This is a genomic window from Campylobacteraceae bacterium (assembly GCA_013215945.1).
Taxonomy (GTDB): domain Bacteria; phylum Campylobacterota; class Campylobacteria; order Campylobacterales; family Arcobacteraceae; genus NORP36.
This window is the reverse complement of sequence record JABSOM010000003.1, coordinates 261,888-277,986: the sequence shown is the minus strand read 5'-3', so window position 1 is coordinate 277,986 and position 16,099 is coordinate 261,888. Positions and strand designations below refer to the sequence as shown.

Sequence of the window (16,099 nt, the reverse complement as noted above, 5' to 3'; positions counted from 1 at the left end):
GCATCAGACTTTCGTCCATTGTGCAATATTCCCCACTGCTGCCTCCCGTAGGAGTCTGGACCGTGTCTCAGTTCCAGTGTGACTGATCATCCTCTCAAACCAGTTAAGCGTCATTGCCTTGGTGAGCCATTACCTCACCAACTAGCTGATACTGTACAGGCCAATCCCAAAGCTATAAATATTTCCCTTGCAGTCTTATGACTTAAAGGCATATAGAGTCTTAGCGTTCGTTTCCAAACGTTATCCTCTTCTTTGGGGCATGTTACCTATATATTACTCACCCGTGCGCCACTTAGCTGACAGTTATAGCAAGCTATAACCCGTTCTCGTTCGACTTGCATGTGTTAAGCACGCCGCCAGCGTTCACTCTGAGCCAGGATCAAACTCTCCAAAAATTGGTGCCTGATTCTAGCTTTTTTTTGTAGTTAATAATATCTTCTAGACTTACATCTATTAAACATCATCAGTTTCAAAATTATCACTCAAAAATAGACGAAGAACATATTAAATGTCTTCATATTTTTTTTATTTGTTTTAAATGTGTTTGGTTCACATTTGAAGTATCATATTCAGTTTATAAAAATTACATTTATAAACCTTAAGTTGTTAAAGATCATCCAGTCTCTCATCTGTCACTTTAAAGTGTCACACTTGATTTGGACGGGAATTATAGGAGGTTTTAGTCTCTTTGTCAAGGGGTTTTTCTTAAAGATGGTTTAAATTTTTAAATTCATTAAAAGTGAAGTTCCTTCACTTTTAATTTTGTTTTTTACATAAGGTGGTTTCAAAACCCTTTATTGGATCTTTTGGTATTAAATAAGAAAGGAAAACGGAGATAATTGCAATACTTGCACCTATAATAAAAACCAAAGAATAAGAATATAACCATATTAATCCAAGTAGCGCAGGTAAAAATACAGCAGCTATATGATTAATAGTAAAAGATACAGCAGATGCACTTGCAATATCTTTTGGATCTGCAATTTTTTGAAAATATGTTTTTAATGCTATTGCCATTGAAAATAATAAATGATCAAGCACATATAAAAAACAAGCAAAATATAAATTATCCACAAAAGCATAAGAAGTAAAGACAAGTACTAAACCAATATATTCTAGTCTTAGCGTTAATCGCTCCGAGTATTTAACAATAAATCTTCCAATCTTTGGTGCTAAGTACATATTAAGTACTGCATTTATAAAAAGCAGAATAACCATATTATGAATATTCACACCAAACTTTTCTACCAATAAAAACCCAGCAAAAACAACAAATATCTGTCTTCTTGCGCCTGCAAAAAAAGTCAATAAATAAAACAACCAATACTCTTTTTTAAGTACGAGTTTTTTTTCTTGAACAATATCATCTTTAAAGTGTTCAAACATATACCAAGATAAAATACCTAAAATAAAGGTTCCTGCTCCAAAAAAAGCATATACGTATTTATATTCTAAAGAATAGAATTTCATCATTACATAAATGAGAGCGAAAACAATTAAACCCACAAAAGATTTTACAGCTGATATTTTCCCTAAAACAATAGGTGCCGTTTCCTTTTTTAACCATTGCAAACTCAAGGATTGATTTATTGTTTCTAAATAATGAAAACCTGTTGACATAATAATGGTAGTAAGGTATAAACCCAAAACAGAAGGAAACATTCCTGTAATAAAAACCCCAAAACCTAAAAGCATCATAGATATATAAGCAAGTCGTTGTTGAGCAATTATAAGAAGAACTAAAATAACAGTAAAAGCCAAAAAGCCAGGAATTTCTCTTAAACTCTGTAAAATACCTACTTGGGAACCGTCAAAAGAAGCCTGTTCAATAATAAAATTGTTTAACATACTCATCCAAGCAGAAAACGAAAATATCATTGAGATACTCATAATATATAAAAGAGCTATTTTTGAGCTAAAAAGTTTTTTCATCATATTAATAATCCTATAATTAATTTAATTGCAAGTGCAGATAATAAAAGTTTTAATATCAATAAAAACTTTTTACCATTTACTTTATTTCTTAATTGTGTTCCTGCATAGGAACCTGCTACTGCGCCTATTATCATAGCTATTAAAATACTAATATAATCAGAAAATACAAAACCAAAGAAAATAAAAACAAATACTTTTAAGCTATGAGTTATTCCCATTAATGCTGCACCTGTTGCAACTACTTGGTCTTTTTCTTTATAGTCTTTTAATAAAAGAGTCATAGTCAAAGGTCCCGTAGCTCCTACTATAATAGACAAACCTGTTTGAAAAAATCCTGCTAAAAAATAGCTTTCATAACGTTTTATTTTTTCATTAAATTTATCTGACCACAAAGACAATAATATATAAACACCTATAAATAAAGGTACATATTCTAAAGAGATATAATAAATAATACTTGCAAAAACAGATATTCCACAAAAAGAGCCCAATAAGAACTTAGGAATCACTTCTGTTCTAATATCTTTATAACCAAAAACAGCACGAGAAAGATTACTGGACATTTGGGTTAAACCATGAACAGGAATCAAAGCATTTAAAGGCAAAAAAGAAGGAAGAATCGCAACTAACATCATCCCTCCTCCAATACCAACAATACCTGCAACAGTAGAAGTAAAAAAAGTCAATAAGCCTAAAATCAGTTCTTCATACATTTACACCCTTAAAAATATAATAATTATAAAATATCTTAAAAAACTTATATAAAAATAAAGTGTTTTTGATATAATCTACCGTTTTTTAAAAGAAAGGTCAAATATGGATATATATCAAATTATTGGTTTTATAGGTATGATTTTTATTGTATGGGCATACTATATATTACAAATGGGGAAATATTCTCACAACAGTTTATATTACCAGTTACTTAATTTAGTAGGTGCCATTTTATTATTAATATCACTTTTTGTTCATTTTAACCTTGGTTCATTTATTATTGAAGTGTTTTGGATTATTATTACCTTATATGGTATGTACAAAAATAAAAAAGACAAAAAGAGCTAAAATATTTACAGTATTGTAAATATTTTTATGTTAAAATCCAAAGAAAGGAGTTATTTTGAAAATCTTACTAAGTATCTTATTAAGTACGTATATAATAGCTTCAACGCATAATAATATTGATATGCATGGTGGAAACTATGACTCTTTCTCTAAAAAGAGTCCTTTTTCTAATACAGTAAATTCTCCTTTTGGGCAAAAGAAAAAACTAATAGAAATTGACGAAATAAAAATAGACAAAATAAAAAATGATAAAGAGAAAAAAAATGGCAAATAAAACATATAAATTTATATCATGGAATGTAAATGGTATTAGAGCAGTTGATAAAAAAGAAGCCTTAAAATGGGTTGATGAAGACGATATTCATTTATTAGGTGTTCAAGAAACTAAATCTCAAATTGAGCAAATTCCTTCTTCTATTTTTGAAAAAGAGTATAAGAATTTAGTAGGTAGCCAATCGGCTATTAAAGGAAGAAGTGGAACAGCACTTTTTACAGATATTGAATTAAGTTTTCAAGGAAATTGTCCAGATGTTGATGTATTGGATGAAGGCCGTATTAATGAAGTACATTTTACACTTGGAGATAAAGATATTGCATTTTTTAATGTCTATTTTCCAAATGGTCAAAGCAAAGATGAAAGACTTGTATACAAGATGGAATTTTATGACAGATTTTTAAACTATTGTGAGAATCTTAAAAAAGAAGGTAAATCAATTATTGTATGTGGAGATGTTAATACAGCTCACACTGCAATAGATTTAGCACGTCCAAAAGCCAATGAGAAAATATCTGGATTTTTACCAATGGAGCGAGAGTGGATGGATAAATTCATAGCTTGTGGATATATTGATACCTTTAGACATATTAAAGGCAATGAACCTGATCATTATTCATGGTGGTCTTACAGAGCAAATGCACGTGCGAATAATGTAGGATGGAGAATTGATTACTTTTATGTTAGTGATGATTTAAAAGATAATATTTCTGATGCTTATATTTTAAGTGACGTAATGGGAAGTGATCACTGCCCTATTGTATTAGAAATTAAACTTTAATACTTAAGCTCTATTATAAAACATTGAGTGTATCTCAATGTTTTATAATCTTATTCAAAACTCATTTTTGTACTTGATAAATCATAATTCTTTAAAACAAATTTTAACTCATCCATTAAACGCAATTTATCTTTGGGTAAAACACCTTTTAATGCAAAGGTATTGGAAGCATGGTTGGATCTAAAAATAACTGCTTTTGGGGGATTTATTAAGGATATTAACAAAACTTGTTCTTTTAACATTTCTTCTTGGGTTAAAAAAGTAAATTCCCCCAGTTTTTTTTCAAATCGTTTATAAAATAAGTCTTTTCTGTTTTTTTCAAAACCAAGTTCAAGCGTAGATAAGTACGTTATTTTACACGCATTGATTAAAGCAGCTGTATTATGTATATGTTCTTTACTTCTGCTTTTTCCTCCCAAACCTAAAATCACCATAGCTGATATTTTAAGTCCCGCAGCACTTGCTTTATTTAAACCTTCAATCATTTTTGTAGGTTTTATACTTTTATCAATGGCTTTTAATAATTCAAAATCTCCGCTCTCAATACCATAATAAACAAGTGAAAGTTTTTTTTCTTTTAATAAAAGTAATTCTTCATTGGTTTTTTTTACTAAATTAAAAGCAGAAGCATAAGCAGATACACGCTGTAGTTTAGGAAAATTAAGAAGCAAAGCATCTAAAATTTTTAAAATATGTACAGCATCCACATTTAGTACATCCCCATCTGCTAAAAAAACTCTTTTAGTATCTGGTTTAAGTCTTGCCATTACTTCTATTTCATCTAGAATATCTTCCAGTTTTCGCACCTTATACTCTTTATTTTCGTACATCGTACAAAAAGAGCATTTGTTATAAGAACAGCCTAAGGTTACTTGTAAAATAAAAGAATTAGCTTCTGCTGGGGGTCTGTATAAAGGCATATTATATTCAATCATTTTTTTTCTTTCCAAGCAAATATTGTTGAGAAGTTTTAACCGCTAAAAAGCGTACAAAAAGTAAAAATAAAATAGTACCTGCAAGAATTAGCAAATTAAAATTCAAACCGCTTTTTAAAACCTCATCAAAAGTACTTAACTCCAGATCATTAATTTTTACTACATTTACAATAAATTCTCGTAAACTTAAGATTATAAAAGCATCTACTAAAAGAGATAAAATTACCCTTTGTTCTCTTATATAATTAATAACTGCACGTACAATTTCTAGGAAAATTATAAAATACAACATATAAATAATAAAATCTATCATTTTATTGGTATACATAGCTACAAGGAATAAAACAGAAGCAATAGTAATTTCAATATACAGTTTATCTTCAATAAACTTGCTAAATAATCTTTTCATTCAGGCTCCTATTTTTATTTTATTATAAAGTTTTTATATTCAAATTAACTTAATTGGAAATTGGATATCATGTTTTATGATGAAAATTACCTTATATTATGTATATGATCCTATGTGTTCATGGTGTTATGGGTTTAAAAAAACCTTTGACGAAGTTAAAAATGAATTATCAAGTGATATTGATATTGTTTATGTTGCAGGGGGATTAGCACCTCACAATGATGAGCCAATGGCTATAGAAATGCAGGAAAAACTAGAAAGTATTTGGCAACAAATCACTTTATATACAGGAACTAAGTTTAATCATGAATATTGGAGAGTCAACAAACCAAGACGCTCAACCTATCTTTCATGTCAAGCAGTAATTGCAGCAAGACTTCAAAATAAAGAAGAACAAATGATAAGTGCTATTCAAGAAGCTTATTATTTAAAAGCAAAGAATCCATCTAATGAAGATACTTTAGTTTCATGTGCTAAAGAAATTGGTCTAGAAGCTGTGAAATTTAAAAAAGATTTATATTCACAAGAAGTTCTTTCTTTATTTCAAGCGGATTTAAAGCTAAAAAGTACACTTCGTGTTCAGGGTTTTCCTTCTTTAGTATTAAAATACAAAAAAGAAGCCTACCCTATTAATATTGACTACAATAATAAAGACAATATTTTGAAACAAATTATTAATTTGTCCCAAAACAGATATTTTTAAAAACAAACTATTTATAGTTTGTTTTTATACTAAAAGCTTTGTTTGTAACCAGGCTTTTGGAATATTTTTTATTCCATCTTTTGCTGCAAATAAAGCAGCTATAATCATAGCTCTAGCAGAATTATCTCCTCCTGCTTTTGCATTAAAAATCATTGCATCTTCAAAATTGTCATATTTTGCAAGGATATGAATAAGACCTGGAAAACCTTCATCCGTACCACAAGCAGGTCCAAATTCTCTAATAACATCAAAAGTAGCTCCATGTTTAGAAGCTATACCCTCTTCAACATAACCTTGGAAATTACTAGAGAAACTCTCTTTGTGTTTTGTAAAAGATTCTAAAATATCACTGCCTTCTAAAACATCTAATAAAACAAGTGCAAAATATTTACTTGCGTCTTTACACAAAGTAGAATTATGAGTAGCACTTACAAAAGCCTCAACATTAGATAAAAATTCTTCTTTAGAAGAAGATAAAAGCAGTAAAGGCACAATTCTTGATACAATTGATAAATCATTTGACGTAGACCCAAAAGGTGATTCTTCTTGATTTTCTAAATTTGCAAGCGTTTCTCTTGTAGCCCCATCAACATAACCATCATAAGAAGTCATTTTAAAACTCCACTCTTTTAAATAATCTGCTACATCAAAAACTTCTTTGTCTTTTGCGTAGTTGTAAAAAAAGTGTGTTTGGTCTCCATAATGTGTAAAATCACCCGCAACTTTACCTTTGTGCCACATAGCATGTGGATTGTTTAATTCTTCCCAATTTACTTTTAAATTTTTTAAGTCATTTTCATCATATACCCAATGGCTTCCTAAACAATAAGCATCTGCAACAATACTTGCTAAAACCAAATCTCTTACTTTGTTTTCATACATAATAACTCCTATTTCCAATTTTTATAATTTGAGAAAAATGGATTTTGCTCCATAAATTCTTCTTCCGTACACAAAAATTCAAAACTATCCATATAAGCATATACTAAATCATAGGCTTCTTGTAGTTCTTGAAACTTAAGTGTAGAACCTGTTTCACTGTCTGGATGATATTTTTTTGACAATTTTAAATATTTTTTTTTCAAATCTTTTTTTGATGTTCGTGTTAATATTCCTAAAAAGTCTATAGCTTTTTCAAACGCAACATAATCCATTCTTGTTCCTAATATGCCTGTGTGTAATTAAACATCTTGATGTTCTGCTTTATTGTAGTAATTTTACTATTAGTTTATTCTTTTATAAGAGGATTTTAATTAAGTTTTTCTTTTTTTGTAGCAGAAAAGAAGTGTAAAGACTTTATGCACTTAAGTCTTACTTTAAGTCATTTTTTGTATTAATTCATTATAATAAGTAAAAGATACAAAGGTCATCATTGAACAACTTCCAATATACATTAAATAGACTACTTAAAACAGGTATTACTTTATTTTTATTGTATTTAATATTTACAAATTTTATGGCTTTTATTGGCGTAATACTACTCATTTCAACATTATTTTATTTTTTTGTATTTAAAAAATTAAAAAAAATGTCTCAAGGTTATAAATTTCAGTTTAAACAAGGCGATTTTAATGCCAATGGAGCAAACTTCAATAACTTTAATACTAATTTTACACAAGCCCCTATGCATGATGAAATAAAAAAAGCAAAAGATTTTTTTGGTTTTGCAAACGATCCCAGTAAAGATGAAATAAAAAAGAAATACAAAGAATTAGCAAAAAAATATCATCCAGATGTAAATTCTCATGACGATACTTTAATGAAAGAACTCAATCATCATAAAGATGTATTAATGAAAACTTTCGCTTAAATGTTTATTCATAGATTAAAAAGATACTTTCAAATTATCATTTTTGTTAGTATTTGTTTTTTAATCTATTCATGGTATAACAATTATCAATTCTCCAATCAAGAACTAAAAACAAGTATTATTAATCAAATCAAAAACAAAGAACAAGCATTAAAAAACCTTGTTTACAAACATTATAAAATACACGTTGCTTTTCCTATTATTATCTCCAATGAATTGCCTTCTAATCTTTTTGGATTGACATCCTATTCCAAGGGAGAAATAAAAATTTATTTAAATAAAAAAAGATTTCAAGAAAGTTTAGATTATATGATTGATGATGTTTTACCTCATGAATATGCTCATGCTATGATTTTTAAATTAAAACTTTTTTCAAAAAAGAAAGCAGGACATTCAAAAGAATGGCAAAAGGTGTGTAAAAAACTTCAGGGTTTGAGATGTGAGAGATTTGTAAAAAACAATGATATTGTTTTTGGAAAAACCAACTTTTAAAAGAAATCTTTTAAAGTGTTGGTAAAACTTCTTTTTTTGCTACTAATTCTTGTGATTTAGTATTAAACATATTGATATGAAAACTTTCTTCATGTGCGCTTAGCGCTTCTTTATCTTTAAATTCAGTATAAACCAAAAACTCAGCTGTATCTTCATCACTTTGATATACTTCAAAACAAACACATCCTTCTTCTTGTACCGAAGAAAAAAGAAGTTTCGTGAGAAGTATTTGAAGATCTTTTTCTTTTTCTTTATTCGCTTTGTATATTTCTTGTATTATTATATTCATAATTTTCCTATTCTTAAACCGTAATGTACAAAATCTTAGTTTACAGTTTACTTAATAAGCCTAACTTTATATCTTTATAATGAAGATTTATAAAATTATTTAAGAAAAGCTATTGTTTAGCTTTTCTTTTCACTTTCTTGGTTCTCATGTTCATAAGCAACTGCATGCAATTCATTTGCCCATGTTTCATCATTATAACCATCTTCATCAGCAATAGCATCTGCTATGCATGTTAGTTCTTCAGCCGTTTGTGCTACCTCAATGGCCTTTAAATACAGTTCTTTTGCCCAGTCCTTATCATTTAATAAAGAAGGATCACATAAAGAATCGGCAATACAATAAAACCCATAAGCATTAGAAGCTTTTTGTATACATTCTTTGTATAAAGTAGCTGCTATATTTTCATCAGTGTACCCAGAATCTTTATTAGCAAGAGCATCTGCTAAATTTCTTAAATCTCTAACATTGGTAATTTTGGTAATCGTAATATCAAGTAATTCTTTTGCCCAGTCTTTGTCATTAATACCAGAACTTCTACCCACATAAAAAGCAAGCTCTTTATAGTCTCTAAACTCATTGGCATTTTCTACTGCTTCATCAAATAACGCTTCTGCGATTTCTAAATTATTATTAAAATCATCACTGCACAGTTTATTTGCCCAATATGCAATATTTACATTATGTTCTAAATCATCGACCATACTTTTAATATTTTTATTTAAAGCGTATATAGTTTTTATTTCTTCTAATAGTTTTTTGTCATGCATGTTTAACCTTCTTAGTCTTTATTAAGACTTTCTTTTCGTATTTTAGTATATATTCAATTAGAAAGTTTTTAATTTTTAAATTAATTGTAAAAAATCATCTTTTATGAAATTCTTTTGAAATATAAAGAGTACTTAAGTATAAATTTCTTATAATCTCATCCACATGCCCGTATGGTGAAATTGGTAAACACGCCGGATTCAAAATCCGGTGACTTCACGGTCTTCTCGGTTCAAGTCCGAGTACGGGTACCACTTATAAAATTCACAAAAAATCATCTACATATTATTGATACAAGGTTACAAAATGGAAATAGAATTTGTTTTATTTATATTAGCAGATATTGCACTTACAATTTATTTTATTTATCGTTTTAAGAAGTATCAAGAACAAAAAGCTATGGATTATTTTATGAATATGGATGACGATAGTGATGATACTGATGCTAAAACTAATGATAAAAGTGAAAAAAAGAGTTAAATAAAATGCTTCTTTAGTTAAAAGAATCAATAACAATCCTTAAGTACCCTTCTATTATATTTCATATTAACTTATTAAGAAAGTACACTTTTAAAATTAATGGTGCCTATCCCATTTATTTATATGCAGATAGAATTATTTTATAAAAATTGAGAAATCATTTAAACTACAAGCATTATTTTCAAGAATAAATAATCTATTTTAATAGTTTTTAGAGTGCTGGGGATTATAGTTGTTTTATATTCTTAGATAATCTAATAATTAAATCATCCAATTCAACTTTACTATTGACTAATAGATCTTCATTATAAGCATCTTCAAACCTTTCTAATAAAGCACTATTATCTAGGGTAAATTCATTTAACCTTCTTATAAAACTATCATTGATTACATCTGAAAAATTTTTAACAATAAAATCAATATCATATAAATCTCGTGCTGTAGTTCTTGGACTAAGTCCATCATGTGATGCTAAAAGTTTATTGTCCAAAAGAAAATCAATATTATATATTTGCATCTCTTTTATTAAAGTGTAATCATTTATATCAATCTCTTTTGTTCTATATGATGTTTCTATTTTAAGTCTTCTATTTCCATTTAAAGTTTTATAATGAACTTTATACCTTTGCACCGTATCCGTATCTTTTGGTTTTGTAATAGCTATTATTTCAAAGCCATGGGGCAAACTCTCACGAATCTTTGTTTCTAAATTTAACTTCTTTATAGAATCAAAATCTAAATCCTCTGAGAATCTATCTAAGTCATATCCAAACATTAATGCAGTTCCCCCTTTTAACACATATGGTGTATCCGCCAATGACTTAACAATACTAGTCATAAATAAATAATGGTCTTTTTCAATATTAGTTAATTCCATAGTCTGCTCTCATTTGTGTTAATTGTTTTTTTTGTACTTTTGATAATTTATCTCTAGCATTTCCTAAAATTCTAAATATTTCTAGTTTTTCTTTTCTACGAGGAATCCAATTATCTACTTCTATAAAACTTGAACTTCTATTATTAATAATAGTATATAAAAGCATATCAGCAATAGCTCTATATGGCTTTGCTACCAGTACAATATTGTTAAAATTTTCAATACCCATTTCAATAATTTCTTTTGAGTAATCAACAATACCATCAAGTCCTAAATATTCAATAGTGTTTAATTTTGAATTGTTATTAATAATAAAAAAAGGTGACTTAGACTGTCCTGTTTCTATAGATTTAACAGCAATAGAACTATGCCAATCTCCACTCTCTTTGGAATCATATAAATTTAATGCAACAGTACCACTATAATAGCTTATACTATTTACTAGTGGACTAGATGAAGATTCTAAATATTTATATAATTTATTTTTTCTACTACTAGGTTTTTTCCAGTCATTAATTGTACTACTTGCTAAATTAAATGATTTGCTCATTTCAGGTGCTGTCATAATATATTTACCTCTCTAGTTTCTTTTATTTTATCCGATTATCGGACATATGTCAATATGCTATTTTTTGTAGTTCTATTAATTTAAGTTTGAGGTTTTTGTGTAAAAGTGTAGGGAATAAATTTTAACTTAGAGTAAAATACAAATATGAAAATTACACCTCAGTTGCCACGTTAAAATCATCTACATATTATTGATACAAGGTTAAAAAATGGAAATAGAATTTGTTTTATTTATATTAGCAGATATTGCACTTACAATTTATTTTATTTATCGTTTTAAGAAGTATCAAGAGCAAAAAGCTATGGATTATTTTATGAATATGGATGAAGATCGTGATGATGTGGATGCTAATGATAAAAGTGAAAAAAAGAGTTAAAGAAAACGCTTCTTTAATTAAAAGAATCAATAACAATCCTTAAATGCCCTTCTATTATATTTCATATTAACTTATTAAAAAAGTACTTTTTTGTATTAAAGATACCTATCCTCTTAAACTTTTATTTGTTTAGATTCACAAATACTAATAACTTCTTTTATCACTTCGAACACCCCTTCACTAGTATCCAATACCTTAGTAAATGCACTTATCACTTTAGTACATTCTATTTCACTATGTTCGTAGTTATCAAATAAGTAAGTTTGTCTTTTAAGAGTAGCAATAAACGATTTAAATATCATAATATGAGATAAAATTTCAACTGATGTAGTTTTATGAAGTTCAATATTCTCTAACTTTACTATTAATTCACTATAAATCTCAATGTAATATTTAGTAGATAAAGAATAATACAATTTTGATATAGTTTTTATATCTTTTATAAAATCCATATTACCTTTCATTTCTTCTCGATGATGTTTCATCTCAAAGTGAAGAGCTTGATAGTAAGTTAAAATTATTTTGTGTTCTTTTATTTCTACCAACTTCTCATTCCTAGCCTCAATTTCTTTTGCATTATTTATAGAGGCTATCACAGAAAAACCTGCTATTTGTGATGCAAGAAGTAAACATCCTGCCGAAAGTAAAGAACCTCTTTCATTCAATAGTATACTTAAACTATTATTAGCTAAATAATTAAAAAAGTAGCTAAAAAATGTAATCAACAGTACTCCTCCGACAGCTAGAAGAATCATTAAAATGATATTTGTAATTCCATGTGATAATTTACTATATGAATTTTTGTGCATAATTAATCTTTAATTTTTCAATATTATACATAACTAAGCAACTAATAATATTAATAAATGGGGATAGTCACCTTTAATTTATTTACTAGACGAATTAATCTGTTATTCACTTGTTTCAAAATGTACCAAAACAAGCTTACGACTTTTGTTTTAGGAGCTCATACAAAGTAACCTTTGCGCTTTTTTCTTTTTCTTAATTGTCAGAAAAAGAAACAAAAAGAAGCAACTGACGAATTGAAAAAGCCCTTCGGGTTCCTAAATATTTTTATTTGTTAGCTATAATTACACCCCAGAGAATGAATCTCCACTTTTAAGAGCTCAAAAATTACACCCCAGAGAATGAATCTCCACTTTTTCATAATATAATTATTGTTTTAAGAGCTCATACAAAGTTACCTTTGCGCTTTTTTCTTTTTCTTAGTTGTCAGAAAAAGAAACAAAAAGAAGCAACTGACGAGTTGATAAAGCCCTTCGGGTTCCTAAATGTTTTTATTTGTTAGATAGGTTCAAAAACTCACTAAAACGTGCTAAAGAGCACATTTCTTACGCTCTAACAGTTTTCACCTTTTTTCGCTAAAAAATAAAAAAATTTAGCTTTCTCAAAGTCAGGGGAAGAGCCCAATGAAAAGTTATTTTACTTAATATATGTTCTGTGCTCTTTTATCTTTTAAAAGAAGAAGTTATTTTTAGTATACGAGGAGCGGAAATCCTGCCTTTGTTGAAGCCGAGCGTTTATTTATTGTTTCGAAACAGCATGAGGACTGTTTGACCGTTAAGAAAGGTGCTTTAATGCACGTTTTAGGGAGTTCCGCAAGGCAGAAACAATAAATAACAAGCGAGGGGAGCTGTAAGCCTTTAACAATATGGCAGTTGCTTCTTTTGTTACGTTTCTTTCAATAAAGAAAAGTAAGGAACGGAATGCGTTAGCATTTTATGAGCTCTAAAACCAGCCATTTAAAATGAAGAGAGAATATCCACTTTTTAAGAGCTCTTCACATTTCGTGGACACGATAGTAAATTCTTTATACTAAAAGCAATTCTATTTGGCTATCAATATTTTTTTTACACTCTATTCTAGTATCCGCATCTAGCGCAATAGCTATCGCTTTATCTTCAAAAGTTTTTGCAACTTTTATACAATCATCAATAATTTTTGAAGCATGTATTGTTTTAATAGCTTGATTCTTTGCAATTTTTAGAACATCAGCTCTTGTAATATTTAAATCTTTTCCTGCAATGCTTGTAGTATGTGCTTTCATTACACCTTTTGAATAGGTAATATCATAAGCTGGTGACAAACTCCATTTTCCACTTCTGTCCATTAAATATGCAAAGTTTTTTGCATGGTCATCAAAATTTAAAATCAGAATATTTAATATCATTCGTTTAAAAAGTTCTTCTACATCTTCTTGGGACTTACACACATTTCTTGTAAGCATAAATAGTTGTTCATAAGAGGTAGCTTTTAAAATAGAGATATCAAGATGCATTAATCCTGACGCTGTACACATATGTATTTTTTCATCATTATCATCTCTATCAAATCTTTTTACAAGTAAATGTTTAGAGCTACCTTCATTAATTAATTGAAATTGAGCTGTATTTATTCCTATTTCTTTTGCCATACTCATTGATATATATTCAAGCCTTGTTAAACCAATACTTCCCATATACTCATAAACTTCATCAAATTTAATAATTGCTCTTTTATATCCAGGGTGTAAAGCCGTTTTGTTTAGTCTAATCTCACTGCTCACATAGTTATATTGCACAAGCATCTTAGGTCTAGCCCCACCAACAGGTGATACACTTTGCCTAATATTCATTAACGCTTCAATTGAAGAATCATCTTTTTCTAAGCTTTGTTTCATTTCCTCATATGCTTTTTTTGCATTAATTGCAAAATCAGAAGACAAAGGAAGGTCTTCTTCTTTTGGCAAGTATTCAATAGCTCCCATACCCCTATTTCCAATAAATGCAAGTTTATGCAAAATAGTCATTTCAAAAGCTCTAAGTCCTTTTTTTTCAAAATATCTGTCAATAAAAGGCATACCATGTTTATCAGGTAAAGAATCAAAGAACACTCCCGCAATTCCATGATAAAGTCCAATTTGATCTGAGCTGCTATAAGCATCTTTTGTTTTTGTAGTATGCAGTTTAATAGGTGATATTTCTAAGCCTTCTAATTTAAACTCTTTTTCATACTCAAAATAAACTCTTCCTTCATGCTCAATCATTGTTCCTATTTTTTTGCCATAAATATAGGCATTAATTTCTTGCATGTTTTATCCTTTTCTTACTCTTTTTCTTACTTTTTGTTTTTTTTGATTTCTAATTTCATCAAGAGATATGTACTTTTCTTGTGTAAGTAATATGTCTAACTTTGATGTCATATCAAGAGCAATCATAAGCTTAATAATATTTTCAAATTTTGTGTTTTTACTGCTTATATAATTAGCATATGATTTAGCAGACATACCAGCAGCTTTGTATAAATCCACTTGTGTCATATTTTTTCTAACTCTTTGTTTTTCTATACCTTCAACAAATTTTTCCATAATATCATATGGACTCATTAATTCAATCACAATTTACCCTTTTAGAATAAATGAATCTATTTATGATATCTATTTATCCCTTTTATGCTAAATTATATCATAAATTTAGTCAAAGATTTATTCTTTATAATTGTAATTTTTTCAAATATTCACTAATCTTAGGAAGATTGTCTTTTCTACAAACTAAACAAGTAGGTACATCTACAATATTTTTGGAAAGGGGTGTCAGTTTCAATTTACTTAAATATCCGAATTTTTTAACAATGGATTTTGGAATAAGAGATCTCCCCATTCCTAACTCTATACAAGAAAGAATAATCTCAAAATCTTCTATTTCGATTGTTTTATATTCTGTAATATCGAGATGTGTATAATAGTCTTTCATTGCTTTGTAAAATGCACAGCTTGGTCCATAGGCTAAAATAGTTTTGTTTGTTGATTTTTGTTTTGATTCCAATAATAATAATTCATTATCAAATGTATTTAACACAAGCAAGTCTTTGTTCTTTGGTTCATGATTAATAAAAGCAATGTCTATTTTATAATCAAGCAATAACTGAATAATAGGCAAGGTATTATTGGTAATAATATCTACTTGCATACTTGGAAAATCAGTATTGATTTGTTTTAAAAATGAAATTAATCGAATACTTGCATTTGAATAGGTTGAGGCAAGTCTTAATGAGTTTTGAACTTTAATATTTTTCATTCTAACTTCTATTTCTTCCATTTTTTGCACAATATCCTTGGCAAAAGGAAGTAATTCCTCCCCTTGTGTTGTTAATACGATACCTTTGGAAGTTCTGTGAAACACTAAAAATCCTAATGTTTTTTCAAGCTGTTTAATTCTTAATGTAACGTTTGATTGCGTCACTTTAAGCTTTTTAGCACCTAAAGTAATGCTTTTTTTTTCAACAACACTTGTAAATATTTTGAGAAGATTTGAGTCCATATAAGTTTCCTTTATATAAGTAAT

General features: G+C 28.3%; 22 protein-coding genes, 1 tRNA gene and 1 rRNA gene. 9 read left to right on the top strand and 15 right to left on the bottom strand.

Features of this window, described 5'->3' with window-relative positions; all coding sequences use genetic code 11:
* The 3 genes from HRT41_05015 to HRT41_05005 all read right to left on the bottom strand — a co-directional run.
* Positions 1–396 (bottom strand): 16S ribosomal RNA (locus HRT41_05015); the annotation flags it as partial.
* A 360-nt stretch (positions 397–756) separates the two neighbouring features.
* A complete protein-coding gene (locus tag HRT41_05010) occupies positions 757–1,935 on the bottom strand; it encodes an MFS transporter (protein NQY23369.1) in 1,179 nt (392 codons plus the stop codon).
* Positions 1,932–2,648, bottom strand: coding sequence for a TSUP family transporter (locus tag HRT41_05005; protein NQY23368.1), 717 nt, complete (start codon positions 2,646–2,648; stop codon positions 1,932–1,934). Before HRT41_05005 ends, HRT41_05010 begins: the two co-directional genes overlap by 4 nt.
* 103 nt (positions 2,649–2,751) lie before the next feature.
* Between HRT41_05005 and HRT41_05000 the strand changes: the two genes are divergently transcribed.
* The 3 genes from HRT41_05000 to xth are packed head-to-tail and all read left to right on the top strand — an operon-like array spanning position 2,752 to position 4,052.
* Positions 2,752–2,997 carry a hypothetical protein gene (locus HRT41_05000; GenBank protein ID NQY23367.1) on the top strand — a complete coding sequence of 82 codons (246 nt, stop codon included), beginning with the start codon at positions 2,752–2,754 and terminating at the stop codon, positions 2,995–2,997.
* Positions 2,998–3,052: 55 nt separating this feature from the next.
* Positions 3,053–3,271 (top strand): hypothetical protein, encoded by a 219-nt coding sequence (locus HRT41_04995; GenBank protein NQY23366.1) that lies wholly within the window; start codon positions 3,053–3,055, stop codon positions 3,269–3,271.
* Complete coding sequence (gene xth / locus HRT41_04990; protein ID NQY23365.1) at positions 3,261–4,052, top strand: exodeoxyribonuclease III; 792 nt, start codon at positions 3,261–3,263, stop codon at positions 4,050–4,052. The genes HRT41_04995 and xth overlap by 11 nt, the downstream gene beginning before the upstream one ends.
* Positions 4,053–4,102: 50 nt before the next feature.
* Here xth and HRT41_04985 read toward each other — a convergent pair whose 3' ends face one another.
* On the bottom strand, positions 4,103–4,987 hold the full coding sequence (locus tag HRT41_04985) for a radical SAM protein (GenBank protein ID NQY23364.1): 885 nt from the start codon (positions 4,985–4,987) through the stop codon (positions 4,103–4,105).
* On the bottom strand, positions 4,980–5,396 hold the full coding sequence (locus HRT41_04980) for a phosphate-starvation-inducible PsiE family protein (GenBank protein ID NQY23363.1): 417 nt from the start codon (positions 5,394–5,396) through the stop codon (positions 4,980–4,982). The genes HRT41_04985 and HRT41_04980 overlap by 8 nt, the downstream gene beginning before the upstream one ends.
* A gap of 79 nt (positions 5,397–5,475) precedes the next feature.
* Here HRT41_04980 and HRT41_04975 point away from each other — a divergent pair, with 79 nt between their 5' ends.
* The gene (locus tag HRT41_04975) at positions 5,476–6,099 is read left to right on the top strand and encodes a DsbA family protein (GenBank protein NQY23362.1); all 624 of its coding nucleotides are present in this window, start codon (positions 5,476–5,478) and stop codon (positions 6,097–6,099) included.
* 24 nt (positions 6,100–6,123) lie between these two features.
* Here HRT41_04975 and HRT41_04970 read toward each other — a convergent pair whose 3' ends face one another.
* Positions 6,124–6,981 carry an ADP-ribosylglycohydrolase family protein gene (locus HRT41_04970; protein NQY23361.1) on the bottom strand — a complete coding sequence of 286 codons (858 nt, stop codon included), beginning with the start codon at positions 6,979–6,981 and terminating at the stop codon, positions 6,124–6,126.
* A gap of 8 nt (positions 6,982–6,989) precedes the next feature.
* Positions 6,990–7,253 carry a DnaJ domain-containing protein gene (locus HRT41_04965; protein NQY23360.1) on the bottom strand — a complete coding sequence of 88 codons (264 nt, stop codon included), beginning with the start codon at positions 7,251–7,253 and terminating at the stop codon, positions 6,990–6,992.
* 302 nt (positions 7,254–7,555) lie between these two features.
* Between HRT41_04965 and HRT41_04960 the strand changes: the two genes are divergently transcribed.
* Positions 7,556–7,909: a DnaJ domain-containing protein gene (locus tag HRT41_04960; GenBank protein NQY23359.1), complete on the top strand. Its 354-nt coding sequence runs from the start codon at positions 7,556–7,558 to the stop codon at positions 7,907–7,909.
* Positions 7,910–8,401, top strand: coding sequence for a SprT-like domain-containing protein (locus tag HRT41_04955; GenBank protein NQY23358.1), 492 nt, complete (start codon positions 7,910–7,912; stop codon positions 8,399–8,401).
* 10 nt (positions 8,402–8,411) lie between these two features.
* Here HRT41_04955 and HRT41_04950 read toward each other — a convergent pair whose 3' ends face one another.
* On the bottom strand, positions 8,412–8,690 hold the full coding sequence (locus HRT41_04950) for an antibiotic biosynthesis monooxygenase (protein NQY23357.1): 279 nt from the start codon (positions 8,688–8,690) through the stop codon (positions 8,412–8,414).
* A 116-nt stretch (positions 8,691–8,806) separates the two neighbouring features.
* Positions 8,807–9,457: a hypothetical protein gene (locus tag HRT41_04945; protein NQY23356.1), complete on the bottom strand. Its 651-nt coding sequence runs from the start codon at positions 9,455–9,457 to the stop codon at positions 8,807–8,809.
* A 165-nt stretch (positions 9,458–9,622) separates the two neighbouring features.
* Here HRT41_04945 and HRT41_04940 point away from each other — a divergent pair.
* Both HRT41_04940 and HRT41_04935 read left to right on the top strand, forming a co-directional pair.
* A tRNA-Leu gene (locus tag HRT41_04940) sits at positions 9,623–9,709 on the top strand.
* A 52-nt stretch (positions 9,710–9,761) separates the two neighbouring features.
* Positions 9,762–9,935, top strand: coding sequence for a hypothetical protein (locus HRT41_04935; GenBank protein NQY23355.1), 174 nt, complete (start codon positions 9,762–9,764; stop codon positions 9,933–9,935).
* A gap of 226 nt (positions 9,936–10,161) precedes the next feature.
* Here HRT41_04935 and HRT41_04930 read toward each other — a convergent pair whose 3' ends face one another.
* Positions 10,162–10,812, bottom strand: a complete 651-nt coding sequence (locus tag HRT41_04930; GenBank protein ID NQY23354.1) for a nucleotidyl transferase AbiEii/AbiGii toxin family protein — start codon at positions 10,810–10,812, stop codon at positions 10,162–10,164.
* Entirely contained in the window at positions 10,799–11,377 is a 579-nt protein-coding gene (locus tag HRT41_04925; protein ID NQY23353.1) for a hypothetical protein, read from the bottom strand. The genes HRT41_04930 and HRT41_04925 overlap by 14 nt, the downstream gene beginning before the upstream one ends.
* A gap of 211 nt (positions 11,378–11,588) precedes the next feature.
* Between HRT41_04925 and HRT41_04920 the strand changes: the two genes are divergently transcribed.
* Positions 11,589–11,756: a hypothetical protein gene (locus HRT41_04920; protein NQY23352.1), complete on the top strand. Its 168-nt coding sequence runs from the start codon at positions 11,589–11,591 to the stop codon at positions 11,754–11,756.
* A gap of 113 nt (positions 11,757–11,869) precedes the next feature.
* Here the strand turns inward: HRT41_04920 and HRT41_04915 are convergent, their stop codons facing one another.
* From HRT41_04915 to HRT41_04900, 4 genes are all read right to left on the bottom strand, one after another.
* A complete protein-coding gene (locus HRT41_04915) occupies positions 11,870–12,565 on the bottom strand; it encodes a hypothetical protein (protein NQY23351.1) in 696 nt (231 codons plus the stop codon).
* A gap of 1,022 nt (positions 12,566–13,587) precedes the next feature.
* Positions 13,588–14,847 carry a type II toxin-antitoxin system HipA family toxin gene (locus HRT41_04910; GenBank protein ID NQY23350.1) on the bottom strand — a complete coding sequence of 420 codons (1,260 nt, stop codon included), beginning with the start codon at positions 14,845–14,847 and terminating at the stop codon, positions 13,588–13,590.
* A gap of 3 nt (positions 14,848–14,850) precedes the next feature.
* The gene (locus HRT41_04905; protein ID NQY23349.1) at positions 14,851–15,153 is read right to left on the bottom strand and encodes a helix-turn-helix transcriptional regulator; all 303 of its coding nucleotides are present in this window, start codon (positions 15,151–15,153) and stop codon (positions 14,851–14,853) included.
* Positions 15,154–15,247: 94 nt separating this feature from the next.
* Entirely contained in the window at positions 15,248–16,075 is an 828-nt protein-coding gene (locus HRT41_04900; GenBank protein ID NQY23348.1) for a LysR family transcriptional regulator, read from the bottom strand.
* Between the last annotated feature and the right edge of the window lie 24 nt (positions 16,076–16,099).